Annotated in this window: 14 protein-coding genes and 1 pseudogene; 7 read left to right on the top strand and 8 right to left on the bottom strand. The window is 72.7% G+C overall.

Annotated elements, in window-relative coordinates:
* Positions 1–1,190: pseudogene (locus tag AB0J72_RS46065) on the bottom strand (CHAT domain-containing protein); the annotation flags it as partial.
* Positions 1,191–1,309: 119 nt separating this feature from the next.
* On the opposite strand from AB0J72_RS46065, the gene AB0J72_RS46060 reads away from it, so the two are divergent.
* From AB0J72_RS46060 to AB0J72_RS46050, 3 genes are read left to right on the top strand one after another with little or no spacing between them, the layout of a single operon-like run.
* Complete coding sequence (locus AB0J72_RS46060) at positions 1,310–2,494, top strand: S8/S53 family peptidase (RefSeq protein ID WP_363411884.1); 1,185 nt, start codon at positions 1,310–1,312, stop codon at positions 2,492–2,494.
* A complete protein-coding gene (locus AB0J72_RS46055) occupies positions 2,491–3,150 on the top strand; it encodes a sigma-70 family RNA polymerase sigma factor (RefSeq protein ID WP_363411882.1) in 660 nt (219 codons plus the stop codon). The genes AB0J72_RS46060 and AB0J72_RS46055 overlap by 4 nt, the downstream gene beginning before the upstream one ends.
* Positions 3,128–3,613 carry a hypothetical protein gene (locus AB0J72_RS46050; protein ID WP_363411880.1) on the top strand — a complete coding sequence of 162 codons (486 nt, stop codon included), beginning with the start codon at positions 3,128–3,130 and terminating at the stop codon, positions 3,611–3,613. The genes AB0J72_RS46055 and AB0J72_RS46050 overlap by 23 nt, the downstream gene beginning before the upstream one ends.
* Before the next feature lie 54 nt (positions 3,614–3,667).
* Here the strand turns inward: AB0J72_RS46050 and AB0J72_RS46045 are convergent, their stop codons facing one another.
* The 5 genes from AB0J72_RS46045 to AB0J72_RS46025 all read right to left on the bottom strand — a co-directional run bounded on the left by AB0J72_RS46045 (position 3,668) and on the right by AB0J72_RS46025 (position 8,704).
* Positions 3,668–4,834, bottom strand: coding sequence for an RICIN domain-containing protein (locus AB0J72_RS46045; RefSeq protein ID WP_363411878.1), 1,167 nt, complete (start codon positions 4,832–4,834; stop codon positions 3,668–3,670).
* Between the two features lie 131 nt (positions 4,835–4,965).
* Entirely contained in the window at positions 4,966–5,982 is a 1,017-nt protein-coding gene (locus tag AB0J72_RS46040) for an ABC transporter substrate-binding protein (protein WP_363411876.1), read from the bottom strand.
* Positions 5,983–5,998: 16 nt separating this feature from the next.
* Complete coding sequence (locus tag AB0J72_RS46035; RefSeq protein WP_363411874.1) at positions 5,999–6,778, bottom strand: amino acid ABC transporter ATP-binding protein; 780 nt, start codon at positions 6,776–6,778, stop codon at positions 5,999–6,001.
* A complete protein-coding gene (locus AB0J72_RS46030) occupies positions 6,778–7,761 on the bottom strand; it encodes an amino acid ABC transporter permease (RefSeq protein WP_363411872.1) in 984 nt (327 codons plus the stop codon). Before AB0J72_RS46030 ends, AB0J72_RS46035 begins: the two co-directional genes overlap by 1 nt.
* Before the next feature lie 175 nt (positions 7,762–7,936).
* On the bottom strand, positions 7,937–8,704 hold the full coding sequence (locus tag AB0J72_RS46025) for an alpha/beta hydrolase family protein (RefSeq protein WP_363411870.1): 768 nt from the start codon (positions 8,702–8,704) through the stop codon (positions 7,937–7,939).
* 34 nt (positions 8,705–8,738) lie between these two features.
* On the opposite strand from AB0J72_RS46025, the gene AB0J72_RS46020 reads away from it, so the two are divergent.
* The 4 genes from AB0J72_RS46020 (at position 8,739) to AB0J72_RS46005 (ending at position 15,555) form a co-directional block, all read left to right on the top strand.
* On the top strand, positions 8,739–9,977 hold the full coding sequence (locus AB0J72_RS46020; RefSeq protein WP_363411868.1) for an MFS transporter: 1,239 nt from the start codon (positions 8,739–8,741) through the stop codon (positions 9,975–9,977).
* A 216-nt stretch (positions 9,978–10,193) separates the two neighbouring features.
* Complete coding sequence (locus tag AB0J72_RS46015; protein ID WP_363411866.1) at positions 10,194–12,101, top strand: glycosyltransferase family 2 protein; 1,908 nt, start codon at positions 10,194–10,196, stop codon at positions 12,099–12,101.
* On the top strand, positions 12,098–13,210 hold the full coding sequence (locus AB0J72_RS46010) for a glycosyl hydrolase (protein WP_363411864.1): 1,113 nt from the start codon (positions 12,098–12,100) through the stop codon (positions 13,208–13,210). Before AB0J72_RS46015 ends, AB0J72_RS46010 begins: the two co-directional genes overlap by 4 nt.
* Positions 13,207–15,555: an Hsp70 family protein gene (locus tag AB0J72_RS46005; protein WP_363411862.1), complete on the top strand. Its 2,349-nt coding sequence runs from the start codon at positions 13,207–13,209 to the stop codon at positions 15,553–15,555. Before AB0J72_RS46010 ends, AB0J72_RS46005 begins: the two co-directional genes overlap by 4 nt.
* Before the next feature lie 16 nt (positions 15,556–15,571).
* On the opposite strand, the gene AB0J72_RS46000 is transcribed toward AB0J72_RS46005, so the two are convergent.
* Both AB0J72_RS46000 and AB0J72_RS45995 read right to left on the bottom strand, forming a co-directional pair.
* A complete protein-coding gene (locus AB0J72_RS46000) occupies positions 15,572–16,480 on the bottom strand; it encodes an MBL fold metallo-hydrolase (protein WP_363411860.1) in 909 nt (302 codons plus the stop codon).
* Positions 16,481–16,568: 88 nt separating this feature from the next.
* Positions 16,569–17,516: an Lrp/AsnC family transcriptional regulator gene (locus AB0J72_RS45995; RefSeq protein WP_363411858.1), complete on the bottom strand. Its 948-nt coding sequence runs from the start codon at positions 17,514–17,516 to the stop codon at positions 16,569–16,571.
* Positions 17,517–17,551 lie beyond the last annotated feature (35 nt).

Genomic DNA, 17,551 nt, shown 5'->3' with positions numbered 1-17,551 from the left:
CGCAGGTGCCACCATCGGGCGCGCAGCACGGCCGGCCCGCGCCGGGCGACGACGGCGGCCCGCTCCAGGCAGGAGGTGGCGCCGGCGTGCTCGCCGAGCGCGAGGGCGAGCTGGGCGGCGTCGAGCCACGACTCGCAGCCGGGCAGCAGCCAGCCGGCGGTGGTGAGCTCCGCCGCCACCTCCTGGACCGCGCGCAGCGTGCCGCGGTGCGCCCGGCCGGCGGCGATGACCGCACCCAGCTCGACGGCGCGGGCGCGGGCGGCGGGCAGGTGGCGGCGCTGGGCGGTGAAGGCGCGCCGCGCGGAGCGGGCCGCGTCGCGGGCCTCCCCGGCGTTGCCGCGGGCCAGCGCGACCCGGGCGAGCAGGAGCGCCGCCTCGCCGCCGGCGGTGTCGAGGCGGCCGCGCCGGCAGGTGTCGACGGCGTCCTGGGCCGCCTGCTGCGCCTCCGGGAGCAGCCGGGCGGAGCGCAGCAGCTCCGCGAGGTCGAGCAGGGCGTCGGCGGGCACCCCGGCCTCGCGGGTCAGCACGGCGCGGGCCTGCTCGTAGCGGGCCAGGGCGAGCGGGACGTCGCCGGCCTGCGCGGCGACGAACCCGAGGTTGTGGTGCACCTGGGCGGCCGCCGTCGGCAGGTCCAGGTCGGCGTAGATGGCGGCGGCGGCGCCGAGGTCGGCGGCGGCGAGGCGGTGGCTGCCGTGGTAGCCGTGCAGGATGGCCCGGTTGTTCAGGGCCCGGGCCTCCCAGAGCCGGTCGCCTTCGCGCCGGAAGACCCGCAGCGCCGACCGGTAGCCGGCCATCGCCTCCTCGTCGTGGCCGAGCCGGCGCAGGATCAGCGCCCGCTGCATCACGGCCCGGCCCCGGCGCAGCCCGCGCAGGCTGCGCAGGGCGACGTCGATCTCGCGGACCGCGGCGGCCGGCCGACCCAGGTCGTCGAGCACCAGCGCGAGGCTCATCCGTGCCTCCGCGGCGAGGGTCATCCGCTCGTGCCGCTCCGCGACCCGCAGCGCGGCGCGCAGGTGCCGGGCCGCGGTGTGCGCGTCGTCGCCGACGCGGGCGGCCAGTCCCAGCGCCCGGTGCGCCACCGACGTCGCGTCGGGGTCCTTCGCCCGGCGGCTCGCGGCGAGGGCCGCCACGGCCAGGGCGCGGGCCTCGTCGGGGTCGGCGGCAACCGCCTCGACGGCTCGCGTCGCCAAGGTCAAGGCAGACGGCGGCGGACCGGAATGCGGCGGCTTCACAACCGACGATCCTTCCACCGACGGAAACTGTCGGGTACCCGACGTATCGGCGGACTCGCTCGAACGTCACGTTGAACATGACTGACTTCGAAGACGGCCCCGTGGACCCGACCCGGCGACTCGAGCGGTGGCGGCAGCGGCGCGCGGCGCACCTGGCCGGCCTGCGCTGGCTGGGCACGGAGACCACCGGCGGCCAGCCGGTGCGGTACGTCAGCGGCGAGCTGCTGGTCGTCGACGAGCACTACGACGACGCCCGGCGGGTCGTGGAGGGTCTCGGGCACCGCGCCGCCGACGTGGCGACCGACGAGCCGCTGCCCGGCGTGCGCCGGCTGCGGGCCCCCGGCCTCGACGCGATCAAGGCGACCCGCCGGACCCGCGAGCGCGCGTCCGACGGCACCGTCGCCGGCCCGAACCACGTGCTGCTCGCCTCGCCGTTCGAGCAGGGCGGCCCGTTCGGCCGGCCGATCGCGGCGGCGGCCGCCTCGATCGACGCGGCACCCGCGGCCGCCGGCGCCGCCCGGGTCGTGGTCATGGACACCGGTGTGTGGGCGGACAGCCCGCTGCCGGCCAGCCGGTACCGGGTCGGCGAGAGCGACTACGAGACCGAGATCGACGTCGACCGGGACAACGTCATCGACTCCGACGTCGGGCACGCCAACTTCATCGCCGGGGTGATCCTGCAGGGCACCCGGCGGGCGCAGGTCCGCATCGTCAAGGTGCTCGACACGTTCGGCGTGGGCACCGAGCTGCAGCTGGCGCTGCGGATCGCCGCGCTCACCGACACCGACGTGCTCAACCTGTCGCTCGGCTCGTACACCGTGGACGGCCAGCCGCCGGTGCTGCTGCGCTGGGCGCTCAACCGCTTCCTGCTCGGCCGGGACCGGGTCGTGGTCGCCGCCGCCGGCAACGACGGCGTCACCGACCGGCCGTTCTGGCCCGCAGGGTTCGCCGGCGCGGACGTGCCGTGGCGGCAGCAGGTCGTCGCGGTCGCCGCGCACGACGGCGAGGCGCTGTGCGAGTGGAGCAACAGCGGGCCGTGGGTGACCGTGGCCGCGCCGGGCGCCGACGTGGTCAGCACGTACATCCACCACCCGGACTTCGGCACCGGCTGGGCCACCTGGAGCGGCACGTCGTTCGCCACCCCGCACGTGGTCGCGCTGATCGTGGAGCGCGCCGCGTCGACCGGAAGCGTGCTTTCGGCGACCAAGGAGGTGACGTCGGAATCGACACGATCAGTTGGCGGGTACGCTGCTGTGCTGTGACGGCATTCGATCCGACCATCGCCCTGATCGAGGCCGCGGACGGCGATCAGCGGGCCTGGGACGCACTCGTGGCCCGCTACTCGGGACTTGTCTGGGCGGTCGCGCGTGGCTTCCGGTTCAACGAGGCCGACGCGAGCGACGTGTTCCAGGCGACCTGGTTCCGCCTGGTCGAGAAGCTCGGCCAGATCCGCGACGGCGACGGTCTCGGGTCGTGGCTGGCCACGACCGCCCGCAACGAGGCGATCGACATGATCCGCAGGCGGGGCCGGGAGTCCCCGGCCGACGTCGCGGAGCACCTCGGCCGGGCGCCGTCGACGACGGACCTGCCGGAGGAGGAGGCCCTGCGCGCGGAGGAGCAGCGGCTGCTGTGGCAGGCGGTCGACCGGATGCCGGACCGGTGCGCGCGGCTGCTGCGGGCGATGGGCGCGCACCCGGCACCGAGCTACGCGGAGCTGGGCGCCGCGCTGGACATGCCGGTCGGCAGCATCGGCCCGACCCGGGCCCGCTGCCTGGAGACGTTACGCGGCCTGCTCACGGGCGAGCCGTACCCCGGAGCGGCCGCGCACAGGCAACAGGCGGCAGCGCCGAGGCAACAACACGGAAAGCACGGACCGACGCTGAAGGGAGGCACACATGACGCAACCACCCGCGGGTGAGGATCTGGGCGAGGCGGTGGCGCGGCTGTACGTCGACACCGACCCCGTCCCGGCGAGGCTGCTGCAGGCGGCGTCGGCCGGCCTGGCCTGGCGCGACCCGGACGCGGCGCTGGCCGCCCTGCTGCTGGACAGTGCCGTCGCGGGCGCGCCCGCCGGGGTCCGCGCCGGCCCGGGACCGGACGGTGACGCGGACGACCCGCGGCTGCTGAGCTTCGACAGCGGCGGCACCGTCATCGACGTCGAGATCGTCGTCGACGGCGGCCGGGTGCGGCTCGTCGGGCAGGTCAGCCACCCGGTCGAGGCGCCGGTGCGGGTCCGGCACGCCGGCGGCGAGTGGACCGGCACGACCGACCGGCTCGGCCGCTTCTCGGTGCCGGACCTGCCGGTCGGCCCGCTGCGTATCTGGTGGGGGCCGGCCGGGCCCGAGACGACCCAGGTGTGCACCGCCACGTTCCTCACCTGAACCCCTCGGGGTGGTGAGGAACGCGGCGGTGCCGCATCCTCGGTCGCTACCGGGTCAGCGCAGCGACCAGACCTGGTTGGACTGGGTGCCTCCGCCGCCGTAGCAGTCCCAGATCTGCAGGCCGGTGCCGTTGGCGGTGCCGCGGCCGGACGCGTCGAGGCACTTGCCCGACGCGGGGTTGACGAACGTGCCGTTGCCGTTGACCACCCACTGCTGGGCGGAGTTGTTCAGGCACGTCCACAGCCACACCTGCGCGCCGTTGGCGGTGCTGGCGCCCCGGACGTCGAGGCACTTGCCCGACTGCGGGTTGACGAACGTGTTGCCGCTGCGGGTCCACTTCTGCGCGCCGCTGCCGTTGCAGTCCCACAGCTGGACCTTGGTGCCGTCGGCGGTGCCCTGCGCGTTGACGTCGACGCACCGGCCGGAGCCCTGACCGACGATCGTCTGCCCGCCGCCGGTGTTGCCACCGGTGGTGCTGTAGTTGAAGTCGGTGACGGCGAGCCCGGCGCCGCCCTGCCACGGCTCGAACCCGGCCTGCACGCTGGTGAGGTACCAGCTGTTCTGCGCGTACCCGCGAGCCATCATGTCGTTGTAGAAGTCACGGACCGCGAAGTTGATCGAGCCGGTCCCGGCGGTGCGCACGTACGACACGACGTTCCAGCCGATGTTGCCGAACCACACGGTCCAGGTGCCGCCGGCGATGTTCACGGTGCCGACCGGCGAGCCGACGGGCTGCGGCGCGCCCGCGTGGTTGAGCCACACCATGAGCTCCGCGCCGGTGTTCTGGCCGTTGGTCCGCGGGGTGGGGTCGAACCAGACGTCGTACGCGGCGTCCCACTGCCCACCGGCGTACGTCATCGACACGCTGGTCGTCACGTTCTGGAACGCGCCGCTGGACACCTGCATCGGCAGCCCGCTGCCGGTGGTGCAGTTGCCGTAGTGGCAGCCGGCGTAGATCGAGGGGTAGGAGGCGGGCGCGCCGTTCGTGGGCACGTTGTGCCCGGACTGGGTGATCGTGAAGCCGCGGTCGGTGGCGTTGATGCACTGCGGCGTGCTGGCGCCCCAGACGTTGTTCTGCACGATGTACTTCCCGCCGGCGACGCTCGCCGAGCCGAAGGTCGCGCAGATCTGGGTGTCGGCGCTCGCCGCCTGCGGGCTGACCGCGACGGCGGCGGTCAGCAGCAGCGCGAGGACGCCGAGCGATTTCAACAAGCGGAGCATGGTACTGCCTTTCGGAAGGTTGGCGGACATTCCGAAAGGCAGGGTGCGGCCGGTGGCGCGCCGCCCGGGAGTTTGTCCCTGCGGCGCACCGCGATCTCATGAAACTTTCATGGCGCCCCGGGACTGACGCCTCAGGCGTTGGACTTCGGCAGACCCGGCGGGTTCACCTGGGAGGTCTGCACGGCCTCGGTGTCGAGGTTGTACGCGGCGAGCCACTTCTGGTACTGGCCGTTGGCGATCAGGTAGTTGATCGCCTCGGCAAGCGCCTTGGCCAGGTCGTTGTCCTTCTTCGTGGTGGCCGCGATCAGGCCCTGCAGGGTCTCCCCGGCGCCGGAGTACACACCCGCGTTGCGCACGGCGTCGGCGGTGCCCTTGGTCCGGCTGATCTGGTAGGCGATGCCCGGGTTCGGGCCGAAGTAGGCGTCGATCTGGCCGGAGACGAGCGCCTTGAAGGTGGTGGGCGTGTCGGCGAAGTACTTGATGTCGAGGGTCTTGCCCTCGGCCTTCAGCTTCTCCTGCCACGCGACCAGGATCTTCTCCTGGTTGGTGCCGGCGCCGACGGCGACCTTGAGGCCGGCGAGCTTCTTGTAGTCCTTGCCGAAGCTCCAGGCGTTGCCGTCCTTCACCGCGAAGCCCAGGTTGTCCTGCCGGTAGGAGGCGAAGTCGTACTTCTCCTTGCGCTGCTCGGTGTCGGTGATGTTCGAGAAGCCGACCTCGGTCTTGCCGGAGTCGATGCCGACGAACAGGTTGTCCCACGTGGCGTTGTTGATCTCGGGCGTGAGGCCGAACACGGCGGCGACGAGGCGGCCGAGGTCCGGCTCGGCGCCGGTGAGGGTCTTGTCGTCGTCGCCGACGAAGGCGAGCGGCGGGAAGCCGGTCGGCAGCGCGCCGAGCCCGATGGTCAGCTTGCCGTCGGCCTTGATCGCGGCCGGGACCAGGTCGGCGATGGCCTGCTGCTTCTCGACCTTCAGCTCGGTCACCTTGCCGATGTCCTTCGCCTGCGCGCCGATCGTCACCGTGCCGCTCGCGGCGGCCGCGGTGCCGGCGTTGGCCTCGTCGTCGCTGCCGCAGGCGGCGAGGCTCGCGGTGAGCGTGACGGCGACGGCCGCGGCCGCGAACGCCCGGCGGGATGATCTGACGGTGCGCATGGTTCTCCTTAGTTGTTCAGAGGACTTTGGCGAGGAACTCGCGGGTGCGGGGCTGCTGCGGCGCGGTGAGCACCTGGGCCGGCGGCCCCTGCTCGACGATCACGCCGTCGTCGATGAACACCACGGTGTCGGCGACCTCGCGGGCGAACCCGATCTCGTGGGTGACGATGATCAGCGTGGTGCCGCTGTCGGCGAGCTGCCGGATGACCGAGAGCACCTCGCCGACCAGCTCGGGGTCGAGCGCGGACGTCGGCTCGTCGAAGAGCAGCAGGTTCGGTTCGAGGGCCAGGGCCCGGGCGATCGCGACGCGCTGCTGCTGCCCGCCGGACAGCCGCCGCGGGTACGCGTCGCCGCGGTCGCCGAGACCGACCCTGGCCAGCAGCCCCGTAGCCCGCTCGTACGCGGCGGGCCTGGCCTGCCGCTTGTGCGCGATGAGCGGCTCGGCGACGTTGTCCCGCGCGGTGAGGTTGGGGAACAGGTTGAAGCTCTGTGCCACGAAGCCGATCCGGGTGCGCTGCCGCCGCACGGCGCGCGGGGACAGCTCGTGCAGCCGGGCGCCGCGGGCCTCGACCCCGATCAGCTCGCCGTGCACCGCGACGTAGCCGTGGTCGGGCTGCTCGAGATGGTTGATGGTGCGCAGCAGCGTCGACTTGCCCGAGCCGGACGGGCCGATGATCGCCACGACCCCGCCGGGCCGGACGGTCAGGTCGACCCCGCGCAGCACCTCCCGGGTGCCGAACGACTTGTGCACGTTGCGGATCTCCAGCGCCGCGGCCGTGTCCAGCGTCGCGGTCATCACAAGCCCCTCCGGGTCAGGCGGACGTAGGACGAGACGGTGAAGCGGCGCAGCCGCTGCAGCGGGGTCGGCGGCAGTGCCCGGACGGTGCCGCGGGCGTAGAACCGTTCGACGTAGAACTGCACGACCGACAGGGCGGCGGTGATGACGAGGTACCAGACGGCGCCGACGATGAGGATCGGCACGAGCGACTCGGGGTGCCGCGACTCCAGCACGAACACCGCGCCGAACAGGTCCAGCAGCGAGACGTAGTAGACCAGCGAGCTGGCCTTCACCAGGCCGACGAGCTGGTTGCCGTAAGCCGGCACGATCGAGCGCAGCGCCTGGGGCAGCACGATCCGGCGCAGCTGCCGGGCCTTGGACAGGCCGAGCGCGTTGGCGGCCTCGATCTGCCCGGGCTCGACCGACAGGATGCCGCCGCGGATCACCTCGGCCGCGTACGCCGCCTCGTTGAGGCCCAGCGCGATGACGCCGATCACGAGCGGCGTGAGGCTGGCGGTCCGCACCTCGGCGAAGACCGGCCCGAAGGGCACCCCGACGCCCAGCCGCGGGTAGAAGTACGAGAAGTTGAAGGTGATGATCAGCAGCAGCGGCAGGGGCAGCGCGCGGAAGAACCACACGTACGCCCACGACAGGCCGTTGACCAGTGGGTTCGTCGACAGCCGGCCGAGCGCGACGAGCCCGCCGAGGACCAGTCCGACCAGCGCGCTGAGCGCCACGACCTTCAGGGTGACCACGACGCCGTCGACGATCGACTCGCGGGTGAAGTACGCCCAGAACTTGTGCCACTCGTAGCGGGGGTTGGTGAAGACGCCGACGACGACCTGGGTGAGCACCACCAGCACGACGGCGCTGACGAACCAGCGCCAGGGGCGCAGCCTGGGGGTGACCCTGCGCTGCGCCGCCTGCGGGTCGAACCGGACGGGCGGGGTGTTGATCGGTGGACCGGCAGGTGCGGCTTCGAGGGTTGCAGGCTCGCTCATGCGCGCGCTCCATCAGGGTGCGACGAATCCACCCACGACGAGGGGCGTGGGCGGATCGGGTTGCGGATCGGGCTTGCCAGCAACCTAGAAGAGACGCAAATAAGTTGTCAATCCCTATCGGAAAACTAGTATTTACACATGGCGCAGGACACGTCCGCGGCGCGCAGGGGCGCCGCTACCGCAGGGGCAGCCAGGCGAGGACGTCGCGGATCTTGTCGTCCCAGTGGGACCACTCGTGCGTACCGGCGCCGAACTGCGACGTGAGCGGGACACCCCGGGAGGCGCAGGCGTCGCGGAAGCGCACGTTGCCGGGGTACAGGGCGTCCTCGGTGCCGCACCACTGGAACAGCGGCGGCGGGTCGGTGACCTTGTCCAGCAGGGCGAACAGGTCGTTGTCGCCGCCGTCGAACGGGGCGTCGCCGAACACCCGCCGCCACATGAGCGGGTCCACCTCGGAGGTCATCGTCCGCATCCGGTCGCCGAGGTCCAGGACCCCGGAGAGGCTGGCCGCGGCGCCGAACCGGTCGGGGTGGCGCAGGGCGAGCTTGAACGCGCCGTAGCCGCCCATCGACAGGCCCGCGACGAAGTTCTCCGCCGGGTCGGCGGACAGCCGGAAGAAGCTCCGGGCGATCGCGGGCAGTTCCTCGGCGACGAACGTCCAGTACGGCCGGCCCCACACCTCGTCGGTGTAGAAGCTGCGCTGCACCTGCGGCATGACGACGGCGATGCCGAGCTCCGCCACGTACCGCTCGATCGAGGTCCGCCGGGTCCAGATGGTGTCGTCGTCGCTGAGACCGTGCAGCAGGTACAGGGTCGGCACGTCGCCGTCGCGCCCGCTGCCACCCATGCCGACCTGCCCGGACGTGCGCTGCGGTAGCACGACCGTCATCGATGTACTGAAGCCGAGGACATCGGAGAAGAAATCACACCGCACAAGGGCCATGCCCCTTACCCTAAACAGCACTTATGGTGGTCAGGTGGACCGCCGCGCCAACGCCGCCCTCGCCGCGTTGTCGGTGGCGACATTCACGTTTGTCACCGTCGAGGTGATGCCGATAGGGCTGCTCACGGTGATCGCCGACGACCTGGGGCGCACCCGGGCCGAGGCCGGCCTGCTGCTGACCGGGTATGCGGCGGTCGTGCTCGTGCTGTCGGTGCCGATGGCGGTGCTGACCCGGCGGCTGCCGCGCCGGCTGCTGCTGGGGGCGGCGCTCGGGGTGTCGGCGGCGGCGACGGCGGTGTCCGGGCTCGCGCAGGGGTACGCGATGCTGCTCGGCGCGCGGCTCGTCGTCGGCATGACGCAGGCGCTGTTCTGGTCGATCGTGGCGTCGACGGCGACCGCCATGTTTCCGCCGTCGCGGCGGGGGCGCACCGTCGCCCGGCTGTCGATCGGGGCGTCCCTCGCGCCGGTGCTCGGCGTGCCGCTGGGCACGTGGCTCGGCCAGCAGCTCGGCTGGCGGGCCGCGTTCGGGGTGATGGCCGTCATCGGCGCGGCGACCTGCGTGGCCGTCGTGACGCTGCTGCCCGGCGCGCTGCCCTCGGGCGCCGCCTCGGCCCGCGGCGCGGCCCCCGACCTGCGGCGCTACCTGTTGCTGCTGCTCGTCACGTCGCTCGGGGTCGCGGGGGCGATGACCGCGCAGACCTACGTCACGCCGTTCCTGCTGGACGTGACGCACTTCGACGCGTCGTCGCTCGGCCCGCTGCTGCTGGTCTCCGGCGTCGGCGGCGTCGTCGGCACCCTCGCCGTCGGCCGCTTCCTCGACCGCTACCCGTGGCCGGCCCTCGCCGTGCCGATGTCGCTGCTGTGCGCGGCGTCGGTCGTGCTGTACGCCGGCGGCACCGTGCGGGCCCTCGTCGTCGTCGCGCTCGCCACGTCCGGCGGCGCGTACGCGGCGTTCGCGGCCGCGGTGCAGAACCGGGCGCTGCAGGTCGCCCCCGGCAGCACCGACATGGCGTCGGCCGGCAGCAGCTCCGCGTTCAACATCGGCATCTCCGCCGGGTCGTTCGTCGGCGGCCTGATCATCGAGGGCGCCGGCCCGCGGGCCGTCGCGCTCGCCGCGGCCGTCCTCATCGCCACCGCCCTCGCGGCGCTCCTGCTCGACCCGCTGCTGTCCGCGGCCGGACCGCCGCCGTCCGGGCACCCCGTGCCGGAGCAGCGCGACCCTCAGCGGCACGCCGCCGCGTGGGGTGAAAAGTCCGGTAATCCGAACGCGTGACCCGCTGTCGGATCTCCTACATTCACCGCGGGAATTCGTCGGCGAATACACCGTTCCGAATCGCGAGCACCGCCGCCAGCAGCGCAAACAGCGGCACTGGAATCCACGTGTACCAATGCGGAAACGGCGAAAAGACAGCACCGCCGGATGGCTGTGCTCCCCTACGATCGGGCTGGTTCAGGCAGTTTCTTCGGGACCGGTGAGGGGGGCAGGGGCGTGGCGGACGAGCATGCCGCGACCGTCCGCACCACACCCGCCGAGAAGCGGGCGCTGGCGCGCCGGCTCCGCGACGCCGACACCCACCGCGCCTACGCCGCCTGCAACACCCTCACCGGTCCGCTCACCACCCCCGCCGGTCCCCATCTGCCGGTCGTGTACAGGAACACGGCCCGGCCGGTGCAGCGGTTCATGCTCAGCGTCCTCATCTCGCTCAACTTCCTGACCGCGATCGTCTTCATCGGCTGGCTCGCGCTGCCGCGGCACGTCCCGGGCGCGATGACCGGCGAGCTGTCGGGCACCGTGGTCGTGGCGCGGGTCGCGTTCTGCTTCGTGCTCCTCGTCGAGTTGGTGCGCCTGCTGCAGAACCTGGCCGTGTGGGTGTTCGCGTGGAAGGCCGCCGACCCGGTGCCGATGGCGCCGGAGCCCGGGCTGCGCATCGCGATGCTCACCACGATCGTGCCGGCGAAGGAGCCGATCGACGTCGTCGAGCGGTCCCTCAAGGCGATGCAGCGGGTGCGGTACCCGGGACACGTCGACATCTGGATCCTCGACGAGGGCAACGACCCGCGGGTGAAGGCGATGGCGAAGAAGCTCGGCGTCAAGCACTTCAGCCGCCGCGGGAAGCCGGAGTTCAACCAGCCCGACGGGCCGTTCCGCGCGAAGACCAAGGCCGGCAACCACAACGCGTGGCGCTTCACCCATGAGCACGTCTACGACGTGGTCGCGCAGATGGACCCCGACCACGTGCCGCTGCCGAGCTTCCTGGAGCGCACCGTCGGCTACTTCCGCGACCCCGACGTCGCGTTCGTCGTCGCCCCGCAGGTCTACGGCAACATGTACGGCGGCTGGGTCGTGCACGGCGCGTCGGTCCAGCAGTACCTCTTCAGCGGCCTGATCGAGCGCGGCGGCAACGGGCTCGGCGCGCCGCTGCTCATCGGCACCAACCATCTCTACCGGCCCCTGGCGTGGGCGCTGATCGACGGGTACCAGGACAGCATCATCGAGGACCATCTCACCTCGATGGTCGTGATGGGCGCGAAGAACCCGCTGACCGACCGGCGTTGGACGGGCGTCTACACCCCCGACGTGATCGCGGTCGGCGAGGGCCCGACGACCTGGACCGACTACTTCAACCAGCAGAAGCGCTGGGCGTACGGCGTGTGGGAGATCCTGCTGCGCTCCAAGCGTTTCCTGAAACCGCTGAGCCTCACCCAGCGGCTCTGCTACGGCCTCGTGCAGTCGTACTACCCGAGCGTCGCGCTGTCCGCGGTGTCCGGCACCGTCGCGACCGCCGCGTACCTCGCGTTCGGCATCGGCGCGATGCGGGTCGAGTGGCAGCTGTGGCTGGTCCTGTGGTCGGCGAGCATGGGCAGCTGGGCGCTGCTGTGGCTGTGGCTGCGCCGGTTCAACCTGGCCGAGCACGAGCGTCGCGAGCTGGGCGTGCACGGGATGCTGCTCGCGTTGTTCGCGGTTCCGGTGTACGTCGTGGCCGGCGTCTCCGCGCTGCTGCGCCGCCCCCTGGCGTACGCGGTGACCGCGAAGGGGCGGCTCGCGTCCGCGGACGGGCCGAAGTCGTTCCGGCTGCACATGGCGTGGGCGGGGGTGTCGGCGGCGCTGCTCGGGGTGAGCGTCTGGCTCGGCCACCACTCCGACGCGCTGCGGTTCTGGTCGGGGCTCAGCATCGTCGCCGGGCTCTGCCCGCCGCTGATCGCGTGGGTCACCCGGCTGCGCAACCGGCGTCTCGTCGCGCAGGACGTCGACCTCACCACGCAGACCGGTCCGCTGGTCATGACGGTGCGCGGCAAGGCCGCCGTGGTCCGCGAGTCGCTCACCACCACCTCGACGATCCGGCTGTCGGACCTGCCGCAGGTGCCGGGCCTCTCCGTCACCCGGGGGCCGGCGTGATCACGCTGCCCCGGGTCATGCTCGCCGTGCTGCTGCTCGTCGGCGGCTACACGTTCGTGGTCGCGCCCGCCGTCGCCGCCTCGTCCGGCCCGGCCGTGCGCTGGGAGACGAAGCGGAGCGAGCCGCGCCCGACCTTCCCGCCCGCACCCGGGCGGCCGGCCGCCTTCCCGCAGGCGGGGAAGGCGTTCTTCGGCGTGTTCACCTCGCGCGGCCCGGCCGACCTCACCGAGTACGACGGGTTCGTCGCCGCCGCCGGCCGGCAGCCGCAGGTGATGATGTTCGCGCAGGGCTGGGCGGTGGAGAAGACGTTCGACCGGCAGCCGTTCGACCGGATCGTGAACCGGGGCATGCTGCCGATGCTCGCGTGGGAGCCGTGGAACTTCCGCTCCGCGCCCAAGCAGGACGCCTCCCGCGGCGACCAGCCCGACTACCGGCTGTCGAGGATCACCGGCGGCTCGTACGACGCCTACATCAAGGCGTGGGCCACCGGGATCAAGGGGCTCGGCTACCCGGTCGCGATCCGGTTCGCGCACGAGATGAACGGCTACTGGTACCCGTGGTGCGAGTCCGCCAACGGCAACCGCAAAGGCGACTACGTCGCGGCGTGGCGGCACGTGCACGACCTCTTCGAGGCCGCCGGCGCCGGCAACGTCATCTGGGTGTGGAGCCCCAACGTCGCCTACGACGGCTCGACGCCGCTGCAGCAGCTGTACCCCGGCGACGACTACGTCGACTGGGTCGGCCTGTCCGGCTACTACGGCACCGGCGGGCTCGAGCAGTACCAGACCTTCGACCAGATCTACCGCAAGACGCTCGCCTCGGTCACGGCGATCTCGAAGCGGCCGGTCGTCGTCACGGAGGTCGCCGCCACCGACGCTGCCGGGCGCAAGGCGGAGTGGATCACCGACCTGCTCCGGTCGCTGCCGAAGCACCCGGAGATCATCGGGTTCCTCTGGTACGAGGCGGTCAAGGAGACCGACTGGCGCATCGCGGCGACCCCGGCGGCGGCGAAGGCGTTCGCGGCCGGGATCGCCCAGCCGTACTTCACCGCGTCCTGGTCACCCGACATGACGCCGTCCGTCGTTCGTCGCTCAGGGGGCACCTCATGACGGGTCACGTCGTCGGCATCGACCTGGGCACCTCCAACACCGTCGCGGTGATCCGCTCCCCCGACGGCCGGCGCCGCCCCGTCCTCTTCGACGGCGCGCCGATCCTGCCGTCCGCGGTGTACCTCCAGGACAACGGGCAGCTCGCGGTCGGCCGCGACGCGCATCGCCTCGCCCAGCTCGACCCAGCCCGCTACGAGCCAAACCCGAAGCGCCGTATCGACGAGACGACGGTCCTGCTCGGCGGCACGGAGGTCCCGACCCGGGAGATGCTCGCCGCGGTGCTGCGGGCCGTCGCCGCCGGCGTCGCCGAGATCACCCGCACCCCGCCGCCGGTCGTGCTCACGTACCCGGCGTCGTGGGCGCACACCCGCCGCTCGCTGCTGCAGGAGGCCGCGGCGCTCGCGGGCTGGCCGCAGGTCAGCCTGGTGCCGGAGCCGGTCGCCGCGGCCCGCTACTTCATCAGCGCCCTCAACCACCCGCTCCCCCTCGGCGCGGCCATGGTCGTCTACGACTTCGGCGGCGGCACCGTCGACATCGCCGTCGTCCGCCACTCCCCCGAAGGCTTCACCGTCATCGGCGCCGGCGGCCTGGAGGACGTCGGCGGCCTCGACCTCGACGCGGCCCTGGTCGAGCACGTCGGCGGCCTGCTGCGCCGCTCCGACCCGATGGCGTGGCAGCGCCTGCACCAGCCGTACACCGCCCAGGACCGCCGCGACCGCCGCCTCTTCTGGGAGGACGTCCGCGGCGCGAAGGAGATGCTGTCGCGCACCACGGCCGCGCCGGTCTCCGTGCCCGGCGTCGAGGCGGCGCTGCACCTCACCCGCGACGAGCTGGAGGCGCTCGTCGAGCCGATGCTGCGCCAGACCGTCGCGGAGACGGCCCGGGTCGTCGCGTCGTGCCGGCTCGCCCCGAACCAGCTCGCCGGCATCATGCTCACCGGCGGCTCGTCGCGGGTGCCGCTGGTCGCCCGAATGCTGCACCGCTCGCTCGGCGTCGTGCCGACCGTCCTCGAGCAGCCGGAGCTCCCGGTCGCCGAGGGCGCCGTCGTCCACCCATCGGAGCTGTCCGCCGCCCCGGCCACCGGCACCGCCTCCGTCGCCCGCACGCTCCCGCAGCAGACCACCTACCAGACCCAGGGCTACCCGGCGCAGCAGCTGACCGGCGCCGCCACCGGCGTCTACGGCACCCCGGTCTCACCGGCGTCCCCGCCCGACGCCCCCGTGTCGGGCGTGCCGGTCTCAGGCGTGCCGTTCTCGGGACTGCCGGTCTCGGGCGCCCCCATGTCCGGCGTTCCCGTCTCGGGCCCGCCGGTGTCCGCGCCGCCGGTGCCTGTCCCCGCTCCGGGCCGGCGTCGCCTCGCGCTCGTCGCGGCCGCCGTGGTGGTCCTACTGCTCGTCGCCGGCGGCACCGTATGGTGGCTGACCAGACCGGATCCGGATCCGCATCCGCTCGGCTCGTGGGAGCGCCTGCCGGACGTGCCGACCGCGACCGGCGCCGGTCCCGTCGGCATCGAGGGCGCCGCCGCGGCGGTCGTGGGCGGCAAGCTGTACGTCATCGGCGGCTTCACCGCGGACAACCCGCGCAAGCAGCTCGACACGGTCTGGGTGCTCGACACCGCGACGAAGACGTGGACGGAGGGGCCGCGGCTGCAGCAGGCGGTGAGCCAGACGGCGGCCGTGGTGACACCCTCGAGCGAGCTGTTCATCATCGGCGGCTGGGCAACGACCGGCGCGATCCCGAACGTCTACCGCCTCGACACCGCCGCCGGGAAGTGGGTCGGCGCCGGCGCGCTGCCGGTGCCCCGGCAGGCAGGTGCCGCGGTCTTCGACGGCAGGGGCATCGTCTACGCGGGCGGCAAGGGCAGCAACGGGCAGCCCACGGCCACGATCTTCGTGCAGCAACCCACCGGCGACGGCTGGGACGTGGCGGACGCCTCGCTGCGCCAGCCGCGGGAGAAGCTGACCGGGGCCAGCGACGGCGCCGGCACCTCCTGGTTCATCGGCGGCAACGGCACCGGGGGCACGACCGGCGACATCGACGTCCTCGTCGAGCGCAAGCTCGCCGACGACCATCCGAAGCTGCCCAAGCCGCGGGAGGGTGCCTCCGCCGTGCGCCTCGAGGGCACCGGGCTGTGTGTCCTGGGCGGCAACAACCTCGACGAGGTCTACGACTGGTGGTGCCTGAAGGACGGCGTCGCCGAGCGGCTGCCCAAGCTCGCCGTGCCGCGCGCCGGCATGGCGGTCGCGACGACCGGGAACACCGTCTACGCGGTCGGCGGGTACAACACCGCCAAGAATTCCCACGGCACGACGGACGCGGAGCGCTTCACCGCCCACGAGTCGTGAGGCTCCTGGAACGCTTCTAGTCGTTGGCGAGGCTCCAGGCGACGGTGTTGAGGTTGTCGGTCAGGAAGATGTCGTGGCCGCCCAGGCGTTGTGCCCAGGAGGCCGGCATCAACTCGGCGGCCCGTGCGACGACCGCGTCCATCCAGACCTTGAGCCGAGCCTGCCGGTTGTCGTCCGGCACGCCGGCCGCCGCGGCGGCCTGTGGCAGGGCAACGATGCGCAGCGCTTCGGCCGCGCTGGTGCGCAGGTCGTGGATGTACTCGCGGTTGGTCACGACGTCCTCGGGGGTGCCGGGCAGCGCCATGTGCCCGGACACGATGGTGTCGAAGTCGTACTGCAGGATGCGGTCCATCGCGTCGAAGTACGCGGGCACGTTCGGTGAGAACAGCAGGCGGAAGAACGGCGCGTTCTTGACCGTGAAGCTGTCGATCGCGGTCAGGATCCGCCGTTGTGGCAGATGGATGAAGAGGTTGCCGGGCTGGTGCCAGTCGCCGGTGTACTCCAGGACGAGCCGTTCGCCGTCGATGGTCAGGTCGTGCCTGGGTCCGGTGAACGCCTCGGTGGGCAGTGGGCGGCGGTCGTCGTGGGCGTGCTGGATGCGCCGGCCGGTGAGCTCGTGGCCGATGATCTGCAGGCCGGCCCTGGCGAGGAGGTGCGCGGAGCCGATGTGGTCGGCGTGGGCGTGGCTGTAGATGAGGTGGGTGACCGGTTTCGGGGTGACCTCCCCGATGCCGGCCAGCAGGCGTTCGCCGAGGTCTGTCGGGGCGTCCACGAGGACGACGCCGTTGCGGGTCTCCAGGAACATGGTGTTCACCGTGCCGCTGGTGATGAAGTAGGCGCCGCCGCCGAGCTCCGTGACGAGGTAGCCGGTGCCAGGGATGTCGGGGCCTCGGGCGAACGCCGGCACGGGTGCGAAGACCGTCATCCTGACGAGGCTAGGACGGTGCCGGCCCGACCATGCCGGCGTTTCCGGCTTTTCATTCGTCGCTGCCCCGACCATGTACCAACCCGCCTCAGAGCACGGCGCCGACCTGTTTGACGTGGCGCAGGGCCGGGGCGGTCTCGACGCGCTCGATGCCGGGTAGCGGGCCGATCCGGCGGGTGAGGTAGTCGTACAGGCCGGCCATGTCGGGGCAGATGACGGTGGCGACGAGGTTGGTGGCGCCGGTGGTGGCCGCGGCGAAGACGACCTCCGGGTGGGTGGCCAGGGCGCGGCCGGCGGCCTCCAGGTGGGCGGGTGCCACGGCCATCCAGAGCAGGATGCGGGCCCTGAAGCCGAACAGGGCCGGGTTGACCTCCACGTCGAAGAACAGGGCGCCGGTACGCAGGAGGTGGTCGAGGCGGCGGCGCACCGTGGACTCGGACCAGCCGGTGGCGGCGGCGAGCTCGGGCAGGCCGGTGCGGCCGTCGCGGGCGAGGGCGGCGACGAGCGGCCGGTCGGTGTCGAGCAGGACGGCCTCGCCCGCGGGCGGCTGCGGCTGGACCGCCGCGGACTGCGCCGGGGTGAGGGCGGTGGGGCCGGCGGCGTCGACCGCCCCGCCGGCGAAGTCGTGGATCAGGCAGTGTGCGCGGACCGACACGATCCGCGGGGTGCTCGGCAGCTTCTGCAGCAGCAGCGCCTCCCGGTCGGCGGTGCCGGGGTTCTGCACGATGCAGGTCACCTCGGTGCCGCCGGACGCGATCGTCACCCACGTGGTGTCGGGCCGGCGGGCGAGGGCCTCCGCGATCGCCGACGCGCCGCCGGGGGTGCTCTGCACGCGGATCATCCACTTGTCGTAGCCGAGCCGGACCCCGTTGGGCAGGCCGACGACCCGCACCCCGGCCTCCGCGCGCAGCCGCCGGAACCGGCGGGCGACCGTCTGGTCGGAGACGCCGAGCACCTCGGCGATGCGGCTGAAGCCGGCCCTGCCGTCGACCCGCAACGCGTCCACGATCTGCCGGTCCAGCGTGTCGATTTCCACCATCGCAGCCTAGCCGGTGTCGAAATCCGCCGGAT

The sequence above is a fragment of the Dactylosporangium sp. NPDC049742 genome (genome assembly GCF_040674675.1).
In the GTDB taxonomy this organism is placed as follows: domain Bacteria; phylum Actinomycetota; class Actinomycetes; order Mycobacteriales; family Micromonosporaceae; genus Dactylosporangium; species Dactylosporangium maewongense.
Note: the sequence above shows the minus strand (reverse complement) of the source record. Positions and strands in the feature narration are given on the sequence as shown.